27 protein-coding genes are annotated in these 21,705 nt (G+C 65.5%); 3 read left to right on the forward strand and 24 right to left on the reverse strand.

Annotation, left to right across the window (positions count from 1 at the left end; all coding sequences use genetic code 11):
• Nucleotides 1-52 precede the first annotated feature (52 nt).
• The gene (gene cueR, locus FNJ84_RS18725) at nucleotides 53-502 is read left to right on the forward strand and encodes a Cu(I)-responsive transcriptional regulator (RefSeq protein ID WP_143794784.1); all 450 of its coding nucleotides are present in this window, start codon (nucleotides 53-55) and stop codon (nucleotides 500-502) included.
• 27 nt (nucleotides 503-529) lie between these two features.
• Here cueR and FNJ84_RS22245 read toward each other — a convergent pair whose 3' ends face one another.
• From FNJ84_RS22245 to FNJ84_RS18780, 11 genes are all read right to left on the reverse strand, one after another.
• Complete coding sequence (locus FNJ84_RS22245) at nucleotides 530-640, reverse strand: DUF6127 family protein (protein WP_223191438.1); 111 nt, start codon at nucleotides 638-640, stop codon at nucleotides 530-532.
• 373 nt (nucleotides 641-1,013) lie between these two features.
• On the reverse strand, nucleotides 1,014-1,523 hold the full coding sequence (locus FNJ84_RS18735; RefSeq protein ID WP_227493460.1) for a DUF2285 domain-containing protein: 510 nt from the start codon (nucleotides 1,521-1,523) through the stop codon (nucleotides 1,014-1,016).
• Nucleotides 1,477-1,827: a transcriptional regulator domain-containing protein gene (locus tag FNJ84_RS18740; RefSeq protein ID WP_238986825.1), complete on the reverse strand. Its 351-nt coding sequence runs from the start codon at nucleotides 1,825-1,827 to the stop codon at nucleotides 1,477-1,479. Before FNJ84_RS18740 ends, FNJ84_RS18735 begins: the two co-directional genes overlap by 47 nt.
• 70 nt (nucleotides 1,828-1,897) lie before the next feature.
• Nucleotides 1,898-2,176: a DNA -binding domain-containing protein gene (locus tag FNJ84_RS18745; protein ID WP_143794791.1), complete on the reverse strand. Its 279-nt coding sequence runs from the start codon at nucleotides 2,174-2,176 to the stop codon at nucleotides 1,898-1,900.
• A 93-nt stretch (nucleotides 2,177-2,269) separates the two neighbouring features.
• Nucleotides 2,270-2,521, reverse strand: a complete 252-nt coding sequence (locus tag FNJ84_RS18750; RefSeq protein WP_143794785.1) for a helix-turn-helix transcriptional regulator — start codon at nucleotides 2,519-2,521, stop codon at nucleotides 2,270-2,272.
• A 232-nt stretch (nucleotides 2,522-2,753) separates the two neighbouring features.
• Nucleotides 2,754-3,155, reverse strand: coding sequence for a single-stranded DNA-binding protein (locus tag FNJ84_RS18755; RefSeq protein WP_058099094.1), 402 nt, complete (start codon nucleotides 3,153-3,155; stop codon nucleotides 2,754-2,756).
• 704 nt (nucleotides 3,156-3,859) lie between these two features.
• Nucleotides 3,860-4,276, reverse strand: coding sequence for a hypothetical protein (locus FNJ84_RS18760; RefSeq protein ID WP_058099095.1), 417 nt, complete (start codon nucleotides 4,274-4,276; stop codon nucleotides 3,860-3,862).
• Between the two features lie 160 nt (nucleotides 4,277-4,436).
• Nucleotides 4,437-5,372, reverse strand: a complete 936-nt coding sequence (locus FNJ84_RS18765; RefSeq protein WP_058099096.1) for a DUF2493 domain-containing protein — start codon at nucleotides 5,370-5,372, stop codon at nucleotides 4,437-4,439.
• A gap of 372 nt (nucleotides 5,373-5,744) precedes the next feature.
• A complete protein-coding gene (locus FNJ84_RS18770) occupies nucleotides 5,745-6,788 on the reverse strand; it encodes a toprim domain-containing protein (RefSeq protein WP_058099097.1) in 1,044 nt (347 codons plus the stop codon).
• On the reverse strand, nucleotides 6,788-11,137 hold the full coding sequence (locus FNJ84_RS18775) for a strawberry notch family protein (protein WP_088233767.1): 4,350 nt from the start codon (nucleotides 11,135-11,137) through the stop codon (nucleotides 6,788-6,790). Before FNJ84_RS18775 ends, FNJ84_RS18770 begins: the two co-directional genes overlap by 1 nt.
• 158 nt (nucleotides 11,138-11,295) lie before the next feature.
• Nucleotides 11,296-11,718, reverse strand: coding sequence for an antirestriction protein (locus FNJ84_RS18780; RefSeq protein WP_058098139.1), 423 nt, complete (start codon nucleotides 11,716-11,718; stop codon nucleotides 11,296-11,298).
• Between the two features lie 160 nt (nucleotides 11,719-11,878).
• Between FNJ84_RS18780 and FNJ84_RS18785 the strand changes: the two genes are divergently transcribed.
• Nucleotides 11,879-12,136 carry a type II toxin-antitoxin system Phd/YefM family antitoxin gene (locus tag FNJ84_RS18785; RefSeq protein ID WP_058098140.1) on the forward strand — a complete coding sequence of 86 codons (258 nt, stop codon included), beginning with the start codon at nucleotides 11,879-11,881 and terminating at the stop codon, nucleotides 12,134-12,136.
• Nucleotides 12,133-12,516 (forward strand): type II toxin-antitoxin system VapC family toxin, encoded by a 384-nt coding sequence (locus tag FNJ84_RS18790; RefSeq protein WP_058098141.1) that lies wholly within the window; start codon nucleotides 12,133-12,135, stop codon nucleotides 12,514-12,516. Before FNJ84_RS18785 ends, FNJ84_RS18790 begins: the two co-directional genes overlap by 4 nt.
• 17 nt (nucleotides 12,517-12,533) lie before the next feature.
• Here FNJ84_RS18790 and FNJ84_RS18795 read toward each other — a convergent pair whose 3' ends face one another.
• From FNJ84_RS18795 to FNJ84_RS18855, 13 genes are all read right to left on the reverse strand, one after another.
• Nucleotides 12,534-13,178: an antitoxin of toxin-antitoxin stability system gene (locus tag FNJ84_RS18795; RefSeq protein ID WP_088233766.1), complete on the reverse strand. Its 645-nt coding sequence runs from the start codon at nucleotides 13,176-13,178 to the stop codon at nucleotides 12,534-12,536.
• Nucleotides 13,171-13,587: a hypothetical protein gene (locus FNJ84_RS18800; RefSeq protein ID WP_012092612.1), complete on the reverse strand. Its 417-nt coding sequence runs from the start codon at nucleotides 13,585-13,587 to the stop codon at nucleotides 13,171-13,173. The genes FNJ84_RS18795 and FNJ84_RS18800 overlap by 8 nt, the downstream gene beginning before the upstream one ends.
• Nucleotides 13,588-13,653: 66 nt before the next feature.
• Nucleotides 13,654-14,211, reverse strand: a complete 558-nt coding sequence (locus FNJ84_RS18805) for a hypothetical protein (protein WP_143794786.1) — start codon at nucleotides 14,209-14,211, stop codon at nucleotides 13,654-13,656.
• A 131-nt stretch (nucleotides 14,212-14,342) separates the two neighbouring features.
• Nucleotides 14,343-14,711, reverse strand: coding sequence for a thermonuclease family protein (locus tag FNJ84_RS18810; RefSeq protein ID WP_012092610.1), 369 nt, complete (start codon nucleotides 14,709-14,711; stop codon nucleotides 14,343-14,345).
• Between the two features lie 39 nt (nucleotides 14,712-14,750).
• Entirely contained in the window at nucleotides 14,751-15,131 is a 381-nt protein-coding gene (locus FNJ84_RS18815; protein WP_012092609.1) for a hypothetical protein, read from the reverse strand.
• A 10-nt stretch (nucleotides 15,132-15,141) separates the two neighbouring features.
• Entirely contained in the window at nucleotides 15,142-15,630 is a 489-nt protein-coding gene (locus FNJ84_RS18820; RefSeq protein ID WP_012092608.1) for a DUF6878 family protein, read from the reverse strand.
• Nucleotides 15,631-15,840: 210 nt separating this feature from the next.
• Nucleotides 15,841-16,005, reverse strand: a complete 165-nt coding sequence (locus FNJ84_RS18825) for a hypothetical protein (RefSeq protein WP_166507195.1) — start codon at nucleotides 16,003-16,005, stop codon at nucleotides 15,841-15,843.
• A 424-nt stretch (nucleotides 16,006-16,429) separates the two neighbouring features.
• Nucleotides 16,430-16,726, reverse strand: a complete 297-nt coding sequence (locus FNJ84_RS18830) for a hypothetical protein (protein WP_012092597.1) — start codon at nucleotides 16,724-16,726, stop codon at nucleotides 16,430-16,432.
• Nucleotides 16,723-16,989 (reverse strand): DUF6117 family protein, encoded by a 267-nt coding sequence (locus tag FNJ84_RS18835; protein ID WP_012092596.1) that lies wholly within the window; start codon nucleotides 16,987-16,989, stop codon nucleotides 16,723-16,725. The genes FNJ84_RS18830 and FNJ84_RS18835 overlap by 4 nt, the downstream gene beginning before the upstream one ends.
• Nucleotides 16,990-17,060: 71 nt before the next feature.
• Nucleotides 17,061-17,537: a hypothetical protein gene (locus FNJ84_RS18840; RefSeq protein ID WP_058098278.1), complete on the reverse strand. Its 477-nt coding sequence runs from the start codon at nucleotides 17,535-17,537 to the stop codon at nucleotides 17,061-17,063.
• A gap of 98 nt (nucleotides 17,538-17,635) precedes the next feature.
• Nucleotides 17,636-19,786 (reverse strand): hypothetical protein, encoded by a 2,151-nt coding sequence (locus tag FNJ84_RS18845; RefSeq protein WP_058098279.1) that lies wholly within the window; start codon nucleotides 19,784-19,786, stop codon nucleotides 17,636-17,638.
• A gap of 123 nt (nucleotides 19,787-19,909) precedes the next feature.
• Nucleotides 19,910-20,305, reverse strand: a complete 396-nt coding sequence (locus FNJ84_RS18850; protein ID WP_058098280.1) for a DUF2958 domain-containing protein — start codon at nucleotides 20,303-20,305, stop codon at nucleotides 19,910-19,912.
• Nucleotides 20,302-21,258, reverse strand: a complete 957-nt coding sequence (locus tag FNJ84_RS18855; RefSeq protein WP_058098281.1) for an ArdC family protein — start codon at nucleotides 21,256-21,258, stop codon at nucleotides 20,302-20,304. The genes FNJ84_RS18850 and FNJ84_RS18855 overlap by 4 nt, the downstream gene beginning before the upstream one ends.
• Between the last annotated feature and the right edge of the window lie 447 nt (nucleotides 21,259-21,705).

Here is a 21,705-nt window from a genome sequence, read left to right on the forward strand (position 1 = left end):
TTCCGCCAGCGGCCGTTCCGCTCATCTTCACCACCAACCAAAGGAGCCACCCATGAACATCGGACAAGCAGCCCACGCCTCGGGAGTCTCCGCCAAGATGATCCGCTACTACGAACAGACCGGCCTCATCCCTCCCGCCAACCGGACCCAATCGGGCTATCGCGACTATTCGGACACCGACGTCCACATGCTGCGCTTCATCCGTCGCGCGCGCGATCTGGGCTTCTCGGTGCCCGAGATCCAGAAGCTCCTGAACCTCTGGCGTGACGGCAGCCGGCAGAGCGGCGATGTCAAGCGCGTCGCTCTTCAGCACATCGAGGAGCTGCGGCATCGGATCGCCGAGATGGAGGACATGGTCACCACGCTCACGACGCTGGCGGACGCCTGCGCGGTCGACCACCGGCCCGACTGCCCGATCCTCTGCGACTTCGAGCAAGCGGCCCCGGAGCATCGGCCGGCACCCGCGAGGGCACCCCTGCCAGGCAGCCGCCCCTCCGTCTGACTGCGGGGCATTGTCGGCCATCGCCGCTTAATCCGGCGGCGCGGCCTCTTCGCCGTCGAGGCCGATATCCGCCAGTGCGCGTTTTGCGCCTTCTTCCGCCGTGCGCGTCAGGATCGCCTCGAACTCGGCGTCCGGCATGCGGACAAAGCCCTGATCGGAACGGGTGGTGTCATCACTTCTCCCTTCCGCCGCTCAACCGACCTTGCAGCCCCAGAACGACGTGTGATCGGCCGCGAAATACCCATCCGCCGCGCGAAAGGTGCCCTGCAACTCGACGGTGTCGCCCTGCGCGAGCGGCGCCATGGTCTGCAGCCAGAGCGCCGTCGCCTCGGAGGCGTGCGCCCCTGAAATCTCGCCCTTTGATCTCGGATTTCGGTCGATCCGTTCAGCACCAGCCGCCCGCGCATACGCGCATTGGTGCTGGAGTTGATCTTGTATAGCAGCGTGGCACCGAAGAGCCACGCGCCCGCGACGGGCGCAACGAAGTGGCTGTTGCCGGCGCAAACCCGCGCTATCGTGGGCGGCGATGACGAAGGAGTTTCCGATAACCGCCGGCGACCATTGCACGGGCATCGCGCAGGAGTGCCTTGATGGCATGACGGGCCGAGGATGCTTGCCATTCGTCCCGGTCAAGCCGGCCGGTGTTCAGAAGAACCCGCGCGATCTCCTGCTGCGTGGCACCAGCCCGATGGCCATCGAAGGCCCGCAGCATCCGTCGGAGGCGCGCGCGTTGCTGGCGTGTCATGCGTGTATCCGGCGGGATCGCGCGACCATGCAGGGCGGAAAGGAAGCGTTGAATGGCCTCGATCCGGTCGAAACCGGCGAGGCTGAGAGGGACGACGGCGACCGCGATCGCGTCCCCCTTAATGGCGCCGTCGAAGATCTGGAGCTTCTGCCCATTGCCAAGCGGGACGTGGAACTCTGCGCCAGCGTTCTCGACCGAGAAGTCGAGGCGCCAGTTCAGCGGAGCGCCGTCAGTGCTGTCGCCAAGTTCCAAAGGGACTTCGGTCAGCACCACCACACTTGTGTCCTCCGCTGGGAGCCAGAAGACCGGCGCATCGGGCGGCGGGACCAGCGGATCGACCGGGAAATCGCAACCCCCAGCGCTGCCGGATCCGTTCGGTCAGCGGTTGGGGGTCTCCTTGGTCGGCAATCGAGGCTTCAAAATCTGCGTCATAATCGTCATTGCGGCGCAGCCATTCCCAGGCCAGATCGGATGCCGTCAGTTCATCCAGATGGTCGTATTGCGCCGAAGAACGCCAGGTCGATGCGTCAGGGGTCATCGCGGCCTCCCGAATCCACTCAAACGAATAGGGAAGGCTCAAGATTCCCGCATGAGTTGCGTTTCGGAAGTCAGGCGCTGGTCAACAGGTGATGCGCGGCACGCATCACGGGTCAGGTCTTGCGCTGACTTTCGCGGACCAGTTCGCGGTAGCCGTGTTCGGTCATCCAATGCGCGCGAGCGAGATGAGTATCATGGATGGAGCGGCAGCGGTCGGGATCGCACTCTGGATCGAGGCCAAAGAGAACCTGCACAGCTTCGCGCCAATCGGCGCCATCACGCTCGGCATCGAGAAGGCGCATGTAGCGCTTCATGTGCTCGCGATCATAAGACGTCAGCGTCTGGCTGGACGGTGGTGTGTCGAGATATGTCTGTGTCGCGCGGCCCATCATTCGCTCACGTTCGGGTAACGTATTTGTTAACCATCTTCGGCGGAAGATAGCCATTCCTTTTGACGAGAACCTGACATCACGCTGGCCGCTATTTCACCGTTTGTCGGTGTTGGCTCCATTGTGTTGCAGCAACACGCCCTCGCCCTTATCTGTCGACAGGAAAACGATCCCGGCCGCTTCGAGAGCGCGGCGCACCTGGTCGCGGGTGGACTCGAACACCTCGAGCCCGCTTTGGGATTCGAGGCGTTTGAGTGCGGTCAATGCGACCTGGGCCTTGTCGGCGAGCGTCTCCTGTGTCCATCCCAGTAACGCGCGCGCAGCCCGTGATTGGCGAGAGGTGATCATACATGATCACCTCCCACCGGGATATGCACGCACTCCAGAACTACGACTATAATAGTCGTTCTTGCTATGAGCGCCAGCCGAAATTCAGGTGCAATTATCATGGATAGAGAGGCGACGCCCTCGTCCATGCCCGTCTGATTCGGTCGCTGGACCTTGCCAGAGGCGGCGGGCGCGATCCGTTGAGACAGGGGAGAAACCCGGCGGCTTGCGCCGCCGGGCCTCGGGTTCCCGATCAGAACGGAATGTCATCGTCGTCGATGAACTTGCCGTCGTCGTTCTCGGTCTGCTTCGCCCGGCTCAGGAAATCGACCGTCTCGGCGATGATCTCGCAGCCGTAGCGATCGACCCCGGCGGCATCGGTCCATTTCGTGTAGTGGATGCGGCCGCGAACCAGAACCTTCATGCCCTTGTCGCAATGCTGCTGGACCGTCTTGCCGAGGCCGTTGAAGCAGGTGATGCGGTGCCATTCGGTGTCCTGGACCCGATAGCCGTTCTCGTCGCGCAGGACGCGGCCTTCCGAATAGCGGGGGCGCGAGGTGGCCAGGGTGAAGTGGGTGATGCCGGTGCCGCCCTGGGTGGTGCGGGTTTCGGGGGCCTGGCCGATGTTGCCGGCGAGGATGACGATGTTCTGCATTGTAGGTCTCCGTTGCTCCTCGGAGGGACCGTCCCTCCGACGAGACCCGGCCAAGGCCGTCGGAAGACTCCTGCAACTGCCGCCCTTGCTGCAGCTTGCCCCCAAGGCCCCAGGTGGGGCGGGCAGCCGCGCTTGCGCGGCAACACGGCTGGGAGCCGCGGGGGTTGCTGGTGGAAGCCGAACGGACTTAGGGGATCAGTCAGGCGGAGGGATGGTGCTTTCGAAAGCAGATCGGGGACGCACAGCAGAACCATCGTCCTTGCTGGCGACAGCGGCCAGGCAGGCCCCCTGCGAACCGAGACCACCGGCATGGCACTCGTTCAACCGTCTTTGCCGGTCAACGTCGTGTCCGCCGCCGGAAGGCCCTGTCATCCGCGATGTGATCGAACAGGCTATCGGGTTCTCATGCCCGCTATGACACCGTCCTGCTTCATCGGCCAAAGGCTCGGTCCCACAGCATCGTGAAGGGGCAAGGAAGGTGTTCGCGGAGGCCCCACGAAACGACGTGGACCGATGCAGCGGGGCATCGACCGCACGGGACTGCGGGTACGCACCGATGTCCCATTTCCAGAGCCGGGCGAAGCAGACCGGGTGCGATGGTGACATGCTGCGTCGGACCGACTTTCCGTCTTTGATGGAACGACCGTCGCCCGATGGCGCAAGCTGCCAGTCTTCCTCAGAAGTGGCTGATCGCGTCCGCCGTTTCAGCGCGAGAACACCGACTCGCCGAGGGCGTTCAGATTGACGATGGCCGAGATGCCGATGACAAGGCCGCCCATGCCGCCGAGCAGGTTGAGAACCAGCCCCGAGTCGATGGCGTTCTTGGTGATGCCATAGACAAGGGCATAGCCGGCGATGACGGCGGGCACGGCGAAGAGAGCGAGCGCAATGAGCCGCAGGGCCGGGTTCCTCGCGAAGCCAAGAACCAGGATCACAAGGGCGATCGAGAGCAAAGCGGCACCGATGGCCATGAGGCCAGACATCACGACACCGGCCCCCGCGCCCCAGGCATATTGCGCGGTCGTGATCGCCGCCATGACGGGCAAGGCATAGATCGCCAGATTGTAGGCGATCACACAGGCCGCGATGCTGAGCGAGATGGCGAGCAGGATCAGCGTCATGGAAACCTCCAGAGAACGGTTGGGGATCACGACAGGCTGCCGGGAGATACGCTCCGCCTGCGACTATGCTGCTTCGCCGGTTCTGCAAGGATGTTCCATCAAAGGCGCGGCGGCGTTTTCTGTCAAGGTTCGGCGGCTTAAAGCCGCCAGGCGGCGGGACTTACGCCCCGCCGTCGAACTTCATGACCGGGATGCCGAGCTTGCGGGCCTTGTCGGCGAGATTCTCCTGAATCCCGGTACCGGGGAAGACGAGGACGCCGACCGGCAGCACGTCCAGCATGGCATCGTTTCGCTTGAACGGCGCGGCCTTGGCGTGCTTGGTCCAGTCGGGCCGGAAGGCGACCTGAAGCACCTTGCGGTGATCGGCCCAGCGGGAGGCGATCAGTTCGGCTCCCTTCGGCGACCCGCCGTGCAGCAACACCATGTCGGGGTGCTTGGCATGGACCTGATCGAGCTTCGCCCAGATCAGGCGGTGATCGTTGAAGTCGGCGCCGCCGGTCACGGCCACCTTAGGGCCGGCGGGCAGCATCACCTCGGTCTCGGCCCGGCGCTTGGCGGCAAGGAAGTCTCTGGAGTCGATCATCGCGGCAGTCAGGTTGCGATGGTTGACCATCGAGCCGGTGCGCGGCCGCCAGGCGCTGCCGGTGTGGTGCTCGAAAGCCTCGGCGGCGAGGTCGCGGAAGAGTTCCATGCTGGCGCGCCGTTCAATCAGGGTCTGCCCCTCGGCCGTAAGGCGTTCGAGTTCGACCGACTTCACCTCGCTGCCGTCCTGTTCCCGCTGCATCCGGCGCTGCGCCTGCTCGTTGGCGTCTAGATCGCGTTCGACCCGGCTGGTGGCGCGGTGGAAGAGATTGGCGGCCCCCCAGAGCAGCTCTTCGAGATCGGGTTCGAGACGGGTGTCACTGAGCGTCGCCACAAGGGCGTCGAAGATGTCTGTGACGGCTACAGCGACGGTATTGCCCTCGGGGAGCGGCCGGGGATCAGGTTCGTCCTGGAACGGGCGCCAGCCGTAGAGCTGGAGTTCGGTGAGGGCGTGATCGGTCTGGGAGGAGGTGTGGACCGGCTCGGCCCCTGCATATTCGGGATCAAACGTCATCGGTTGCGTCCTTCGTCTGGAGACCGCGCCCATCGCGGCCTTCGCAGGCGTCGAAGCGCACGGGCGGGACGGGTTGACAGCCCTCGCCCGCTCGGCGAGGGCCTTGATGGCCGGGTGCGGCTAATTTGCCTTTCGCGATGCAAAGGCGGGGCCAGAGACGGGGTCCCCACGCGACCTGTCGCGTGGGGTGGCTCCCCGCCGGCGGAAATTAGTCGCTCCCGGCCATTGCCTGCCCGTCCCGTTTGTGCGCCGATCGCCCTCTCCGAAGGCCGTGGGTGCGGGACTCTCCGGCGGTGGATGCACCTGCCGATGCCAAGCGAACGAAACCGGCAGAGGCCGAGCCGGACCGAGCCTCCGGGGCCGATCACACCCTCACCCTTCCATGAAACGGCGGACGTCTTCGGGATGAAGCTGATCCTTCAAGGCCGCCCCGAGGGCATCGGCGCCATGGCGTCGCAGATCATCGTTGAAATCGCCCTCGCGCGGCATGAGCGAGACCGCCTCGATCCCGAGATCGGCTGCTCTGGCGGCCAGTCGGTCTCTTGCACCGTCCCCGGCCGGGTCGCGATCGCGCAGGACATAGAGCCTGCGCAGCGACGGCGGGAACAGGATGGCGGCGAGGTGAGCGGCCGAAAGCGCCGCCAGCATCGGCATGCGGGGCAGGACCTGGCGCGGCGACAGCACGGTCTCGATGCCCTCGCCGGCGGCGAGCACCTCATCGGCGATGCCGAAGCGGACCGCGTGGCCGAGAAGGTCGCCCATCGCCCGCCGCGGTGTCTCGACAGGCGCCTTGCCGGAACCGTCCGGGGCGAGCCATGTGCGATGCGCGCCGGTCTGGTGGCCGGTGAGATCGGTGACGGCGGCGACCACCGCCGGCCTGATCTCGGTGGGCGCATGCTCGTTGGGCCTGTAATAGCACCGGGGATGGTAGCGCAGCGCGGTGGTGCCTTCGAGCGTGGTGATCGCTCGCCGGTTGAGGTAGATCGCAGCAAGGGTGCCGTGGATCGGCTGCGCCATGGCGAAGAGCCGCCGCGACGCTTCAGGCGAACCGGGTGCCGCGCCGGATGTGCTGTCGGTCGGCGCTCTCGTCTTTGCCGGTTCGGGATGCGGGAGGGCGAGGAAGCGGCGCGCTTCCTCAGCCACGTCCTTGAAATCGGCGAGGCCGAGCGCCTCGCGGATGACGTCGAGAAGGTCGCCATGCTCTCCCGTCGCCATGTCACTCCACTTGCCCGCCGCACCCTTGCCGGATTCCGGGCCGGTCAGTCGCACGAACATGGAGCGTCCTGGGGTGTTCTGCACGTCACCGACCAGCCAGTATCGCCCGGCGCGGTGGCCGGACGACAGGTAGTGGCGGCAGACCGCCTCGGCCTCTCGGCCAAGGCGGATCGCCAGTTCGGATGCGTCGTGCCTGGGCATCAGGCTGCCTCCCGCTCGCCGATGCGCTCGACCGGCCAGCGGTCGAAGAGCTTCCCGAGGATCGCCGGACCGCTGGCATCGACCGGCACGAACATGCGCAGCTTCCAGGAGATGATCTCGTGGAACAGCCCATAGGCCGTGAGGCGCTGGCGCATGGTGTCGGTGAAACCCGACAGCTCGATCCGGTTTGCCCCCATGACCCGGACCCGGCGAAGCTGGAGGCCCTCAGCGAGATCGAGGATGGTCCGACTTTCCAGCAGCGCCGCGAAGGCATCGTCCGGCGAGACCGAGGTGATGCCGGTCTCGGTCGCATTGGCCGCCCAAGCCGGGGAGACCTTGCGGCCGATGATGCGCTCGCCGGCGTCAGACTGAAGCCGATAGACGCGAGTGGAGTCGTTCGGCAGCCGCTTCCAGATCGGTAGCAGCAGGCCCGTCACCATGTGCAAGGTGGACTCGGCGAACTCCGGCACCTCCGCGACTTCGGCTTCCCAGGCCGATGCGAAGGCATCCCTGTCGGCTTCGACCCAATGGGTCTCGCGCATCATCCTGACCTGGACGTTCTGCGCTTCCATCGGCCGGATCAGCCGGACGCGGCGCTCGATCTCGCCATCGTCCAACATCACGCTGGTGGTGGGGATCTGCACCGCTGCCCGGCCTGAGCGCTCGTTGATCAGCAGCCTGGCGCGGGGATCGTCGAGTTCCGCCAGCGCGGCGTCGAGCGTCACCGGGCGGTTGCGCCTGCGTTCGGTGATGGTCAGCAGGCTGGTCTCGGCCCCGGTGCGCGGGTGCGTGTAGATCACCTGCCGATCCGTCACTACGAAGCTCTCGGCGCGCAGGGTCTCCAGCCCGGCGTCATAGGTGCCGGAGGCGATGGCGCCCTCGATGCGGGCGGTCAGAAGTTGTTCGAAGGCGGTGAAGAGGATGCCCTGAAGCTCGATGGTCAGCGCCAGCAGCCGGTTGAGGAAGGTGGTGATGGCCGGCAAATTGTCCTTGATGCCGTTCGCATCCATCAGCTTCAACCCGGTGGCAGCCTCGAACCGCTCCAGTGAGCAGCCGTCGACCTTGCCGCGCACCAGCAGGAGATAAAGCTGGCGCAGCGCGTCACGGGCGTAATGCGATTCCAGGTTATCTTCCGGGCGGAACAGGCCCTGACCACCGGTCTGGCGCTGGCCGCGCGTAATCGCGCCCAGCGTGTCAAGACGGCGGGCGATGGTCGAGAGGAAGCGCTTCTCGGCCTTCACATTGGTCGAGATCGGTCGGAACAGTGGCGGCTGTGCCTGGTTGGTGCGATGCGTGCGGCCGAGGCCCTGGATGGCGGCGTCCGCCTTCCACCCGGCTTCGAGGAGATAGTGGACACGCAGCCGGGTATTCTTCGCCGACAGTTCGGCGTGATACGACCGGCCCGTGCCGCCCGCATCGGAAAAGACCAGCACGCGCTTCTGATCGTCCATGAAGGCTTGCGTCTCGGCCAGGTTGGCCGAACCGGCGCGGCTTTCCACGACGAGCCAGTCGATGGTGACGCTGCGTTTGCGGACGATACGGCGCGAACGACCCGTGACCTCGGCCACCGTGTCGGTCCCGAAATACTGGATGATCTGGTCGAGCGCGCCGGGAACCGGCGGCAGGCTGGCGAGGCTTGCGATCATCTCGTCGCGCCGGGCCGCGGCCTCGCGGCTCTCGACCGGCTGGCCATCACGATAGACCGGGCGCGAGGACAGATTGCCCTCGCTGTCGGTGAACGGCTCGTAGAGTTGGACCGGGAAGGAATGGGCAAGGTAATCTAGGACATATTCGCGCGGCGACAGGTCCATTTTCAGATCGCCCCATTCCTCGGTGGGGATCTCTGCCAGCCGCCGTTCCATCAGCGCCTCGCCGGTCGAGACGATCTGGATGACGGAAGAATGTCCCGCTTCCAGATCGGCCGTGATGGACCGGATCAGCGTCGGGGTTTTCATCGACGTCAACAGGTGCCCGAAGAACCTCTGCTTGGCGCTCTCAAAGGCCGAGCGGGCGGCGGACTTGGCCTGCCGGTTCAGCGTGCCGGACCCGCCCTCGCCGCCGGTGATGTTGGCGGCCTGCATCGCCGCATCGAGATTGTTATGGATGATGGCGAAGGCATCGGCATAGCTGTCGTAGATGCGGACCTGTTCAGGGGTCAGTTCGTGGTCGAGCAACTCGTATTCCACGCCTTTGAAGGACAGCGAGCGGGCGGTGTAGAGGCCAAGCGCCCGCAGGTCGCGGGCCAGCACCTCCATCGCCGCGACGCCGCCGGCCTCGATCGCCTCGACGAACTCCGCCCTGGTCGAGAAGGGGAAATCCTCGCCGCCCCAGAGACCGAGCCGCTGCGCATAGGCGAGATTGTGGACGGTGGTGGCGCCGGTGGCCGAGACATAGACGACTCGGGCATCGGGAAGCGCATGCTGGATGCGCAGCCCGGCACGGCCCTGCTGCGAGGCGGCGACATCGCCGCGTTCTCCCCTGCCTCCTGCGGCATTGGCCATGGCATGCGCCTCGTCGAAAATCACCACCCCATCGAAGTCTGTGCCCAACCATTCGACGATCTGTTTGACCCTGGAAACCCTTGTCCCCCGGTCGTCGGAGCGCAGCGTGGCATAGGTTAGAAACAGGATGCCTTCGTTCAGCGTGATGGGCTTGCCTTGCGGGAATCGCGACAGCGGCGTGACCAGCAGCCGCTCCATGCCGAGCGCCGACCAGTCACGTTGCGCGTCCTCCAACAGCTTGTCGGATTTCGAGATCCAGATCGCCTTACGCCGCCCCTGCATCCAGTTGTCGAGGATGATGGCGGCGGATTCCCGACCCTTGCCGACGCCGGTGCCGTCGCCGATCATGAAGCCCTGACGGAAACGGATTGCTCCCTCGGCATCCTCCGGCGCGGCGGCGAGATTGTCGAGCGTGTCATCGATCGTCCAGCCCCCGGCGAGGAAGCCCCCATGGGCCTCGCCCGCATAAATCACGGTCTCCAGCTGCGCCTCGGACAGCTTGCCGAGAATGTCGTTGGGAAGCGTCGGCCGATAGCTGGGCTTCGGCGGCGCGATGCTCGCCATCGAGGCCGACTGCACGAGCTGGGTAGGATGCGCCTGCGCCCCGTCGATGCGGATGGTCTGAAGCCCGTATTCCTCGTAGATCGCGTCGGAGAGGCCGCCGCCCTCGGCCGGTTCCCAATCCACGGTCTCGTAGGCGACCGGCACGGCCTCCGGTTCCGCAAGGGGCGCGGCGGGCGCGGATCGCGCGGCGCGGTTGACGTAGCCGCGCACGGTGCGGGGCGCGGTGGGTCGTGCGACCGGCACCGTCAGGCCGGGATCGACCGGCAGCCGCGTGGGAAGCAGGTCGGCTAGCCAGGCGATCAGCGTGGCCACGTCCGGCGCGACACCAGGCGCTGCCGGAAACACCGCCGCATCTTCGGCCGGCAGCTTGTCGATGACCGTGAGCCGGGTCGGGACAGTGGTGCCTTGCTTGGCATAGACCGAGCCGTCGATGGCGGCGGAAAAGGTGACGCGACCGCGTTCCTGCAGCCGGGTCCAGGAGGCGGTCCACGCCGGATTATCGGGGGCGAAGCTCGCGCCGGTGATGGTCACGAGCCGTCCGCCGGGCGCAAGACGCGCCAGCGCCGAAGCGACATGGCGAAAGGCGGCGTCACGCATGCGCCCCTCGACATTGGCCATGACCGAGAACGGTGGATTCATCAGCACGACGGTCGGGACAAGGCAGGGATCGAGATGGTCATCGATCTGGGCCGCGTCGAAGCGGGTAACGGAAAGGGCCGGAAAGAGAGAGGAAAGCAGGCCGGCGCGCATCTCGGCCAGTTCATTTACGAGAAGCGTGCCGCCGGCGATCTCGGCCAGGATGGCGAGGAGCCCGGTGCCGGCCGAGGGCTCCAGCACACGGTCGGCAGGCGTGATCGCCGCCGCCGTGACCGCCGCGAAACCGAGCAGGATCGGGGTGGAGAACTGCTGGAAGGTCTGCGCTTCTTCCGAGCGGCGCGTATGCGTCGGCAGAAGCCCGGAGATCTTGCCGAGCTGCGGCAGGATCGCCGACTTCGAGGCGGCTTTACGGAAAAGCACATTGCCGTATTTGCGCAGGAAGAGGACGGTCGCAGCCTCGCAGGCATCATAGGCCAGCTTCCAGGTCCAGGCGCCGGTGGCATCGGAAGCGCCGAAACCCGCTTCCATCGCGCCGCGCAGCGTGGCGGCATCGACGCGCTGACCGCGCTCCAGATGCGGCAGCAGTAGGCCGGCAGCGGTGAATATGCGGGCTGCGGTCTCGGCGTCGTGGTCGCGCGGAAGCGGCGCGGTGGCGGATGCCGCCGCGGATGCGGAAATCATGTTCATCGGGGATTCCTCGGGAGAGCAAGTCAGGATCAAGCCGGGCAGCGCTCTCTCTCGACCGCACCGGCTCAAACCCCTTCCGGCCCATCTCTCGCTCTGAAGCCGTGGCGAAAGCAGGCATGAAACAAGCGCCCGACCGTCAGGCTGGGCGCTTGTGGGTTTCAGTCGATGGCCTGGAAGATCGCCGCCGCCTCCGGGTGATTGGCGGCATGTTCGTAGAGACGGCCATAGCCCTCGGCGAGTTCGTCGTCATCGTAGCGGAAGGAAAGATGCGAGAAGGCGAAGAGCGTGGCGATGATCCCAGCCGCATCGCATGAGACCTCGCCCTCGAAACCGTTGCCTTCGCAGAACAGGAGGTAACGGGGCTTTGATGTCGGCGCGAGATAGAGCGGCTGGCCGGCGCGTTCGTAGAAATCCCAGAGCCCGCCGCCGTAATCGGCGGGGCTGAGGATCTCCATGAATCGGAAGACGGCATGCTCGCCGATGATGAGCAGGCGCCGGCCGAAAAGGCGCGGCAGGAACTTCATGCGGCGCGCGTCGGGGACACGGGTTGCGGATTGAGAAGCAAGTTCGGGCAAAGCCATGATCGGTCTCCTGGAGGGAAAGGGACGGCAGCCGGACGACCCTCTCTCAACCCGTCCGGAGGCACCCTCTCCCGGCCCTCCTCTCGCTCTGGGGGCTTGAAATGGACCATTCTATGGACCATCTTGGCAGGATAGCGGAGAACATCTGGAGCGATGTGCGATGAGGGTTTCTGTCACCGAGGCGAAAGGGCAGCTCACCGAACTGGTGAAACGCGCCGAGGCCGGCGACGAGGTGATCCTGACCCGGCGGGGCCATGAGGTCGCCCGCCTCGTGCGGGTTGCTGTCGCAGCGACCCCGAAAGGCCGGCGTGCGCTGATGGAGCGGGTCCGGGCCACGGCGCGGGGCAAGGCACTGCCCGGCGCCGATGCCGCGCGCAGTCAGGACTTCCTCTATGGTGATGACGGGATGCCGGCGTGATCGTCGTCGACACCTCGGCGCTGATGGCGATCGTGCTGGACGAGCCGCAGGCCGAGACCTGCATGGCGGCGATCGAGGCGGCGGACGGATTGCTGATCTCGGCCGGAACCGTGGCCGAGACGCTGATCGTGGCCGGGCGCCGCAATGTTGGGGAAGAGATTGCCGCCCTGATCGAGGGCCTTGGGTTCGAGGTCGTCTCCGTCACGGAGGCTTCGGCACGCAGGATCTCCGAAGCCTATGCCCGCTGGGGCAAGGGCGTTCATCCCGCCGGTCTCAACTACGGCGATTGCTTCGCCTATGAGGTCGCGAGCGAGCGCGGCTGTCCGTTGCTCTTTGTCGGCGATGATTTCTCACGGACGGACCTGCGGTCGGTACTGTAACCCCGGAAAGCCGGGCTTTAGCCGAAGCGATTCCCATCAACTGTGAAGCTGTATTCGTTGGCACCGATGGCCTCATCGACCGCCTCATCCGAAGTCAGGTCATCGTAGTCGCGCTCAAGCTGGCGATAGAGCCAACGCGCGAGATCGCGCAATGCCTCGATGACGGTCTCCTCGGCATCGGCGGTCATGCCCTGCCCTGTCGGGCTGTCGCGGGTGACCGAGATCGCCATGCAGTATTCGTGATAGTATCGCCCCCGATGGGTCGTCTCGGCCGTCAACTGGTAGAAGTTGCGGCGTTGCGCCTGATGTAGGGCATCCGCGATGCGGTGCAGCTCCGCATCCTTCGGCGCATAGGCACGGATTTCCGCCGCCGTGCCTTTGCGATAGGAATAGTGGCCTTCGAACGCGGCGCCATCGCCCTGCGACCAGAAGCCCGTAAACCAGATGCAAGGCTCTTGTCGCACGCCGCCGCCCATGAGGCGGACGGTGCGGGTCTTGATGCGGATGCCGAGGATGTCCGCGATCCGCCGGAAATCCTCATAGACGGCATCGTACCAATCGTAGTCGAAGCCGCCCTCGCGATACCAGGCGCGGGCATTGTCTTTCGCGGCTTCGGAAAGCTCGTCGAGCCGATAGACCGTGGTTTCGATGACGTCAGGCATTGGGGTCGCCCCCGTCCAGAACGGTGGAAAGCCAACCGTCGGTGTAGATCCAGTCCACCGTCTCGCCGGTGGCGAGGTCGAGGACATGCGCGCCGCCCCCGAACCCGTCGATTCTCGGACGTGAGCAGGTATTGGCGTATTGCATCCCCCATAGCCCGGTCAGGCCGAACGCGGCGGCACAGCGTTTGACGAACTGGATGACATGCTCGGGATCGCCGGTGCCGTCATCGCGCATCCAGAGCTGGGTGCCGCCATGTTCGGGCTGGATCGAAAGCATGAAGCCGTCCGAGGGCGGATCTTCGGCGGCGTTTTCACGCGCCAGCGCGTTGTAGAGATCAAGCGCGCGGGCGGCGTTCTCGGGGCTGCCCACGTCGAGCAGGCAGGAGAAATGGGTGAAGTAGTCGGCCATGACAGGCTCCTGAAACGAGAAAGCCCGGCGCGGGGCCGGGCCGAATGGGTGGGAATGGGCAATAGGTCAGGCGGCTTGTGGCAGCCGAACCAGATCGGCAGTCGTCTCGCGCCAGAAGGGATCGACCAGCCGCGCCTCGAGCAGGTTGGCGCGGTGGCGGAGATCACGAGCGGATACTGCATCGCCGCGCCCGGATGCCGTGAAGGCCATGCCCCGCAGACGGCTGGCCTCCGTGACGATGCGGCGGGCCTCGGCGTCGGACGCGACCGGGTGCTGCCAGAGCACGCTCCCGGCCCGGACCTGACCGGCAAGGACAAGGCCCAGTTCTTTGTCCTGAATGACCATGACGCGGGGGCGAAAGCGCAGCGCATCGCCCTGTCCAGCGCGGAAATCACCGCGCCCAACGCGCTGGCTGGCGATGGTCATCGCCTCTTCGGGGGATTGGCACTGCCCGATGACGAGCGTGCGGTCTAAGCGGCCGACGTCATCGTTTTCGTCATCGCTGGCGATACCGATGCAGGAGATGCACAGAGGCAGCTTCTGGGCGTGACGCAGCCGGGGCAGGATCTGTCGCGCGACAATTTCGCCGATCGAGGCGAAAGTGGTGTGGTGGGAAAGGCTCATGGGGAATGCTCCGCGACGGACGGCGGAAGCCCCTCTCCCGCCTCACAATCCGTCACGGCCAACCGGCCCGCACTCTTACTCTCCCGTCCCGACGGTGGATCGTCCCGCACCTCGGCGGGACGATCCGGCGATCAGCACCAGGGCTCACGCCGCCCGGCCCAGGTTCTCGCCAGCCCTTCATCGACGAGAATATCGCCGACATCGCGGCCTTCGACGCGTATCGCCGCCAGGGTCCGGCCATAGCGGTCGGTCCCCTGACGCAGGATTTCGACCCGCCGACCTTGCAGGATTTCCGCCAGCCTGATCTTCGCTTGCCGGGCAAGGTCGGTTTCATGGATGCAGCGGCCCTCCATTTCGGGAGCGTCGATGTTGAATATCCGAACAGCTTCGGACTGCTGTCCCATACCCAGCCGGATCGAGTCACCGTCCCAGACGCGGATTTCCGCCGGCTCGCAGGAAGCCGTGCAGAGCAGGACGGAGATGACGATATGGCTGAGCATGGCAAGAGGCTTTCATAAGGGGGAGGCTGACGCGACTGCTCAGACTTCTTCCTGAAGTCGGCCATTGACGCAATGCGGATCGACCTCCGCCTCGATCCGCTGCGTCCGCCCCATCCAAGGCGCCGGGTGGATTGCCCGCGCCCAATCGGCGAAGGACGGGATACGGCCCAGATCCTCGCGGACATGCTGCTCCCCGACCCATCGGGCCGGGATCACCCTGCCGGTGGACAGGGTGATCGTCGCCCCGAAAATGGTCTCGGCCATGAAGATGCCCTCGGCATGGTGGCGAAGCGCGCGATGACGAAAATCGGCCAGGATCTCCTTGCTGGCATCGAACCAGCTATGGATGGGCAAGTAATCCTCGACCGTGCCGCCCCATTTCTTCACCGACGAGAGCGCATGATGATAGGGATGTGCCATTTCCGCCCCCTCAGAACTCGTGACTGTAGAATTCGGTGGCGGTGTAGCGCTCGTTGTAGTCGAGCGTGATGGTGCGCGCCGCCACATCGAAGCTGAACTCGCCATAGGCGCCATCATTGTTCTCCCAGCCGCCATGGGTTTCCGAGAGGAAGTCATAGGCGAGCTGTTCGATGGCCGCCTCAACGCCCATTGAGATTGCGGTCACCTTGTCGGTTCCCCATGCCACCGTGGCAATGGTGATCTCGCCCTGCGGCAGGTCCACGGTCCGGTCGTCCGATTGCGCGGTGATGTCCTCGATCTGGCCGCTGTCGCCAGAACCGTCGAAGGTGACGGTCACGAGAGTGATGCCTGCGGCGGCCAGCGCATCGAACAGCGCCGTCTTGTTGTCGGGACGGACCGCTTCAGCGCGACGGTTGCGCTCATCGCGCTCGGCGAAGAAGCGCGCGACGCTGGCGGCCATGTCGAATTCCGGCGTGGCTGGTTTGTCGGTATCGGTCATTGGATGATCCTCCAGGAGAGCGGGATGATATGGCCCGGCGGCGCTCTCCTCTCCTTCCGCCAGGCTCGCCCCGATCCCGGCCCAACTCTCCCTTTCCAGAGCCGAGGCGAGGCCTCGGCACCGCCGCTGGCGATGCGCAGCCTGCGCATGGCACAAGGCCCGGCTGCGCCTGACGCGGGCCGGGCCGTCGGGCGGAGGCGCTTTCGCGCCTCAGCCGAAGGGATCGAGTTCGAGCTTCACCATCTCTTCGTCGCCGTCGAACTCGTCGGCGGGCATGGCGCCGTGGGTGCCGTCCCCGGCCTGGAACACGACGATCACGACCATCAGCGTGGTGGCGAGGCTGGCGGCGAAAGCGGTGGCATCTGCGTAGGACATGGGTTCCGGCTCCTGTCTTTGGAGGCGGGGGACCATCCCCCGCGCGACAGGCGCCCGAAGTGTCTGACCGGATCTGCAATCACCCTCGGGCGTTCGGATTCTTTCCGAATCCCCGAGGGCGGCACGCGCGCGTAAGCCGACCCCACCGGGGTTGAATGCAAAGAGACGGTCGGACCAAGGTTAGCGAATGGAAGCGGGGGATGGTGCTTTGCGTCGAGCCGGTGCCGGAAACCCGTCGCAGATGCTTTGCTGCGCCAGCCTCGTTGCCGGCGGATATTCAGGGTGTGTTTCAGGCCGGGGACGGAACCCGTTGCCCCCACAACACCAAGGAGTTGGCGCAATGGTGAAGCTCGAACTCGATCCATCGCTGCTTGTGCAGCGATACCCGATAGCCCCGTGTGCAAGGTTCGGCTTTCAGGGCCGGTCAGTCCCAGAACCCATCGGCGATTTCGCGGGCGATCATGGCGCGGGCCTTCATCATCACATCGTCGCCGGAGGTGTCGATATGACCGAAAAAGCGCGTCCGGGCGCCATGGGCCGTCCAGTCGGCATAGCGGCAGTATTCGCGGGCATCGAGCCGGAAGGCGCGCATGTCCTCGGCCCAATGCGGTTTCGGTTCCACGATGACGGTGACGCCGTTGCGGGTTTCCTCCCAGGGAAGCGAGCGCTCCGATGGCGGATTGCGGCGGTCATCGGCGAAGATTTCATCGACCGTCATCATGATGCGCCCCCATCTTCGGCCTTCTCGACAAAGCCGGCAGGATCGTCGGGATCCGGCGGCAGATAGGCGTCATAGGGGTTGCCGCTTGCGAGATGGCCGAACGGCGTGAAGACGTAATCACCCCCGTCGCGGCCGACCGCGCACAGGACATAGCGTGTCTCACGGGTCGCGGCGTCGAGGCATTCCATAAGGGCGAGATTGCCGTCATCGGCAGCACGAAGCAGAGTGTCGAAGTTCGTTCGAACGGGATCGGGAATGGCCATTGTGTTCTCCTGAAACGAAGAAGGCCCGCCGTCACGGGACAAGCGGGCCGGATGAACGGGATCGGCGAACGTCACGCGGCAGCTCGACCCTCGACGGCGTCGGCGCCTGCCTCGTCGGCGGTGATCTCCTCGAGGCGCGCGCGGGTGTAGCCGTTCCTGGCTAGCCAGAGTTCGGCCGCCTCGTGGTTCTCCGCGAGGTGCAGCAATTCGACGTTCTCTCCGACATCCTGCACAACGCGGACTTGACCGATCTTCGGGCGTTCGATCACCCGGAAGCTCAGATCGCTGTCGATGCCGTAGCTGCGCATGACGGTGATAAGAATGATGCCGCCTTCGCCGAAATCGCCTTCATGCAGGGTGAAGGACGGCGTGGTCGTGTAGGTCGGGCGCTCGCGGCCCGGTTCCTTGCGCACGAGACGACCGGCCCCGTTGCGGGATTTCCACGCGGCGAGCTTCTTGGTGAAACGTGCGGGCGGCTTCGGCTGGCCGTCGCTGTAGGCCACGAGCGAGCCGAGCGGCACGATGTCGAAGATGAGGGAAGCGGACATGATCTTGCTCCTGAAACGAAAGCGGCCCGGCGAGATGCCGGGCCTTGAGATGGAAGGGATGGAATGCGGGGCGACGGAGGCCGCCCCGCTGATTCGCGTCACTCGGCGGCGACGAGGGCCTCCGGATCGTCGGCGGCCTCGGCCGTGTCCTCATGGCCACCGGCGAGGAAGTCGGGCAGCGCCACGCTGTCCTCGTCCTGATCGGTCGCGCCATCCACGGCCTGCGCCTCGATGGCGGGGCGCAGCGGCTCCGGCAGCCAGCCGGTATCGGCCAGGAGCCGTTCGGCCTCCTTCGCCATGTCGCCCTTCTTGAGATGCGCGATGAGATCGGCCGCGCGATCGCCGGCACCCTCGCGCACCGCCTCGATGATGCGGGTCTTGGTCACGCGGCCCAGATAGTTCTCGACCGTTGGCCTCCAGCCCGCTTCGACGAGGTCGAGGCCGGTGGCCTGCGCCAGCCGTTCGGCCTCGGCCATGCGGCGGTCGAGACCGTGCTGCGAGATGCCATTCCCCGAATAGGGGTTGGGCCGCTCGTAGAGCGCGTTGACGCCGAAACTGACGCAATGCGCAAGCAGCGCCAGGCGGCTGGCATCGTCGAGACCGTCGATCCAGTCCCAGAGCCGGTCGTCATCACCGGAGGGAATGTCCCCCCGCCAGGCGTCCGCGCGCTCGTCGATCATCTTCGCGGCGGCGCTGTCAGCGAGCCCGGTCGCATCCGTGGGAAGATAGATGTGACGCACGGCGGCATAGAGGCTGGTTCCCGAGGTGGCGGTGCGCTCGAAAGTATCGAGAACCAGCTTGTGCAGCAGCGCCGTCATGGCGACGCGCGGATTCTTGGCAAGCGCATTGCGCAGCGCCAGCGTCCGCCAGGCGGTCAGGTCGGTCACGAGTCGCTCGGGCAACGGCTTGACGGCATCGTCATCCTCTTCATCGGCGTCCGGGACGGGCTCGCCGCCGACGGTGATGACCGCGCGCTGCACCGCATCGGGATCGGACGGGTCCGCACCCTCGGTGGCATCCTCGCCATCGACGGTCTCGGGTTGTTCGTCCTCGGAGCGGACGTAGCCGTTGCTGACGATCAACTCGCCATCGCGGCCGATGCTGACGAAGACACCGGCACGAGCGATGTCTTCCGGCGCGAAGGTGACAGGCCGATTCTCGAAGGCTTCCAGCTCGGCTTCGATTTCCCCGAGCCGCTGATCGACCTCATCGGGCAGCTCGTCGGCTTCGGCATACTGCGCTTCGAGTTCGTCATACTCGTCGCGCAGCGCCTCTCGGGTGGCGCGTTCCTCGTCGGTCAGTTCCTGGGTCACGCCGACCAGCCTGCGCAACCCGTTGGTGTGGCCGTAGGGCAGCTCGACTGCCGCGTCGATCCACTTCCAGCCCTGACCGGCGATCTCGTCGGCGACGGTGCGCAGCTTCTCGTCGACCAGCCGGTCGAGAAGCGTGACGTCCTGCAACCAGCCGCCGTTCTCCTCGGAGAAGAGGTCGCGCAGCACCGGGCCACCCGCCGCATCGTAAGCGTCAACGCCAATGAAGCGGGCGCGCTTGTCGGCGGCCGGAACCGTGGTCTCGGTCAGCATGTTGCGGATCTGCCAGGGTTCCTTCTGCCACGACGTGCTGATGCGCTCCCAGACCTGCTGCTGGCGCTCGTGGTCGGGGTTGACGGTGAAGGCTTCCAGCATCGCCAGCGTCATCTCGTTGCGCGCATAGGCGTCGTGCAGCGTCGGCGCAACGGTGGCGAGGCGAAGACGCTGCATGATGTAGCGCGGGGTGGTCCGCCATGCGTCGGCGATCTCCTCCTTCGACATGCCCATGTCGAACATCCGCTTGAACGCCTTGAACTGGTCGAGCGGATGCAGGGCGAGGCGCAGCAGGTTCTCGGCCAGCGAGTCGTCCACGGCCGAGGTCTTGGCGTCGGCCTTCTTGACGATGCAGGGCACGAGCCCTTCGGCCGGGAAGCGACCGGCCTCGACAAGGCGCGCGATGGACCTGTAGCGGCGGCCGCCGGCCGGGGTTTCGAACTCGCCGGTCTCATTGCCGTCCTCGTCGAGGATGGCGCGGACATTGAGACCCTGCACGAGATCCTCGCGCCGGTCGATGTCATGGGTAAGTTCGTCCAGACCCGCCTCGACATCGGTCTCGCGGACATTGCTGTCCGACAGCCTGATGCGGTTGAACGGAATGTCGCGCGCCCGCGAAAAGACGATCATCGGGGCGACGGGCTTCTTCCTGGCAGCTTTGGCCATGGTGGTTTCTCCGCGACGGGCGGCCGGGAGCCTCTCTCTCGACCTCCAACCCGTCACGAAGCGAAGCGCCGCCCTCTTCCTCTGAAGAGCGCGACGCCAGGCCACAAAGCCGACAGCCGGAAATCAGGAATCCTGGCTTTCCGTATCTGCGGATGTGCAGGTGAATGCCGCACCGGCGCGGTAGAGGGCTCGCTCCGCCGCACGGATGCTGCCGGCTTCCCGCGCAGCCTCCGCCCAGACCGAGATCGGGAAATCCCCGGTGAAGAGCAGATCCCGCTCGATCCCCATGCCGAAGGGCAATCGGACCCTGCGCAGCTCTTCCAGGCTCCACGAGCCAAGTTCGGGGTAGCCGATATCGGCCAGGCCGAACATGATGTCGCCGCCCTGATCCAGCTCAGTGGCGAGCCAGACGCCCGCGCCGAAGGGGTTGAAGAATTTCACGACGGGGATGTGATCCACATCACGTTGGCGACCATTGGCCAGAAGCCGGTCGCGCTGTGTTCCGGTCAAAAGGATCATGCCGCGACCCTCCCTTCGATTGCAGCCGGAACCGGCTCCCCGGCATCTTCGTCGGGCAGATGCGACAGCAGCCAGTCGGCCGCCTTGCTGGCCTGAGAAGCTGCGCGGACGATGGCGCGGTTGTCCTCGCGCAGCACCTCCAGCCAGGAGCCGATATAGTCGGCATGGCGCACGGTCGGCACGATACCAAGCGAGGCGCAGCAGAATGCCGCGTTCATCTCGGCGACCAGCTCCTCGAAGGCGTATTTCTTCGTGCCGAAACTGCCCGAGAAATCCCGCCCCAGGCGCGAGGCATGGCCGGTGGCGTGCCCCATCTCGTGCAGCGCCGTCCGGTGCCAGTTAATCGGCTCGAAATAGGCGGCCGGCGGCGGCACCTGCACATAATCGAGTGCCGGCACATAGAAGGCGCGATCTCCGCCGATGCGGAAATCGATCCCGGTCGCGCGGATCAGTGCCTCGACCTTCGGCTCGATCATACCGGGCGGCGGTGGTGGCGCCTCCACGGCAATATCTTCTGGCAGGCCCTCGCATTGCGCGGTGTTGAAAACGGTGAAGCGCTTCAGGAACGGGACGCGTCCCGGTTCTTCACCGGTCTCGCGGGCTCGGCGCTTCTCGTCTTCCGGGGTGAAGCGGTCGGCATAGACGACCGTCGTGCCGTGCTCGCCCTTACGGACATTGCCGCCGAGGGCTGCCGCCTGGCGATAGGTGAGCCAATGCTGGGTCGGATAGCCGTTCTGGACCACGGCACCCCAGAGGATCAGCACATTGATCCCGGAATACTGCCGCGAGGTCGCGGCGTTTCGCGGCATGGCAAGCGGCGCTTTCGCCGCAGTCCCCCAAGGCTGGACCCAGGGAAGCCGTCCTTCCTCCAGCTCGGCGATGATCTTGCCGGTGATGTCGTCGTAAAGATTGCTGCGGGCGCCGCCTTCACGGGCGCGGTCCTGTCTGGCCATCGGGATGATCTCCGCGACGGGCGCCGGAGGCCACTCCTCCAGTCCTTAACCCGTCACGGAAAACCCGCCCGCACTCGAACTCTCAGGGGGCGTTGCGGGGTCTCCCCGCTGATGGGGGTGCGTCGGCAACGCAGTGCCGACCAGGGGGAAGGCTTTTCCCTGCCACCTGAGAATCTCAGCCATGATGAACCTTGTAGTCGTTCACTGCGCCTGCATAGTGTGACAGTCCGAACAGAGGCTTGAGCGATTGAAGGGGCGGAGAACGGACGTTCGTTGCCGTGAGCGCGAATGACCACAAACTTCCCGATGTTCCCGATCGCGAGCTACCCCTCGAGCCACTTCACAGAACAGATTGCTCGACTTGAAGTACGTTTCTCACGTAAAACCAAATAAAGTCATGTAGTTGTTGTCGCACATCCGCAGCACTGTCATTGAAAAGAACGCGCA

It is taken from the genome of Paracoccus sp. M683 (assembly GCF_007096355.1).
Classification (GTDB): domain Bacteria; phylum Pseudomonadota; class Alphaproteobacteria; order Rhodobacterales; family Rhodobacteraceae; genus Paracoccus.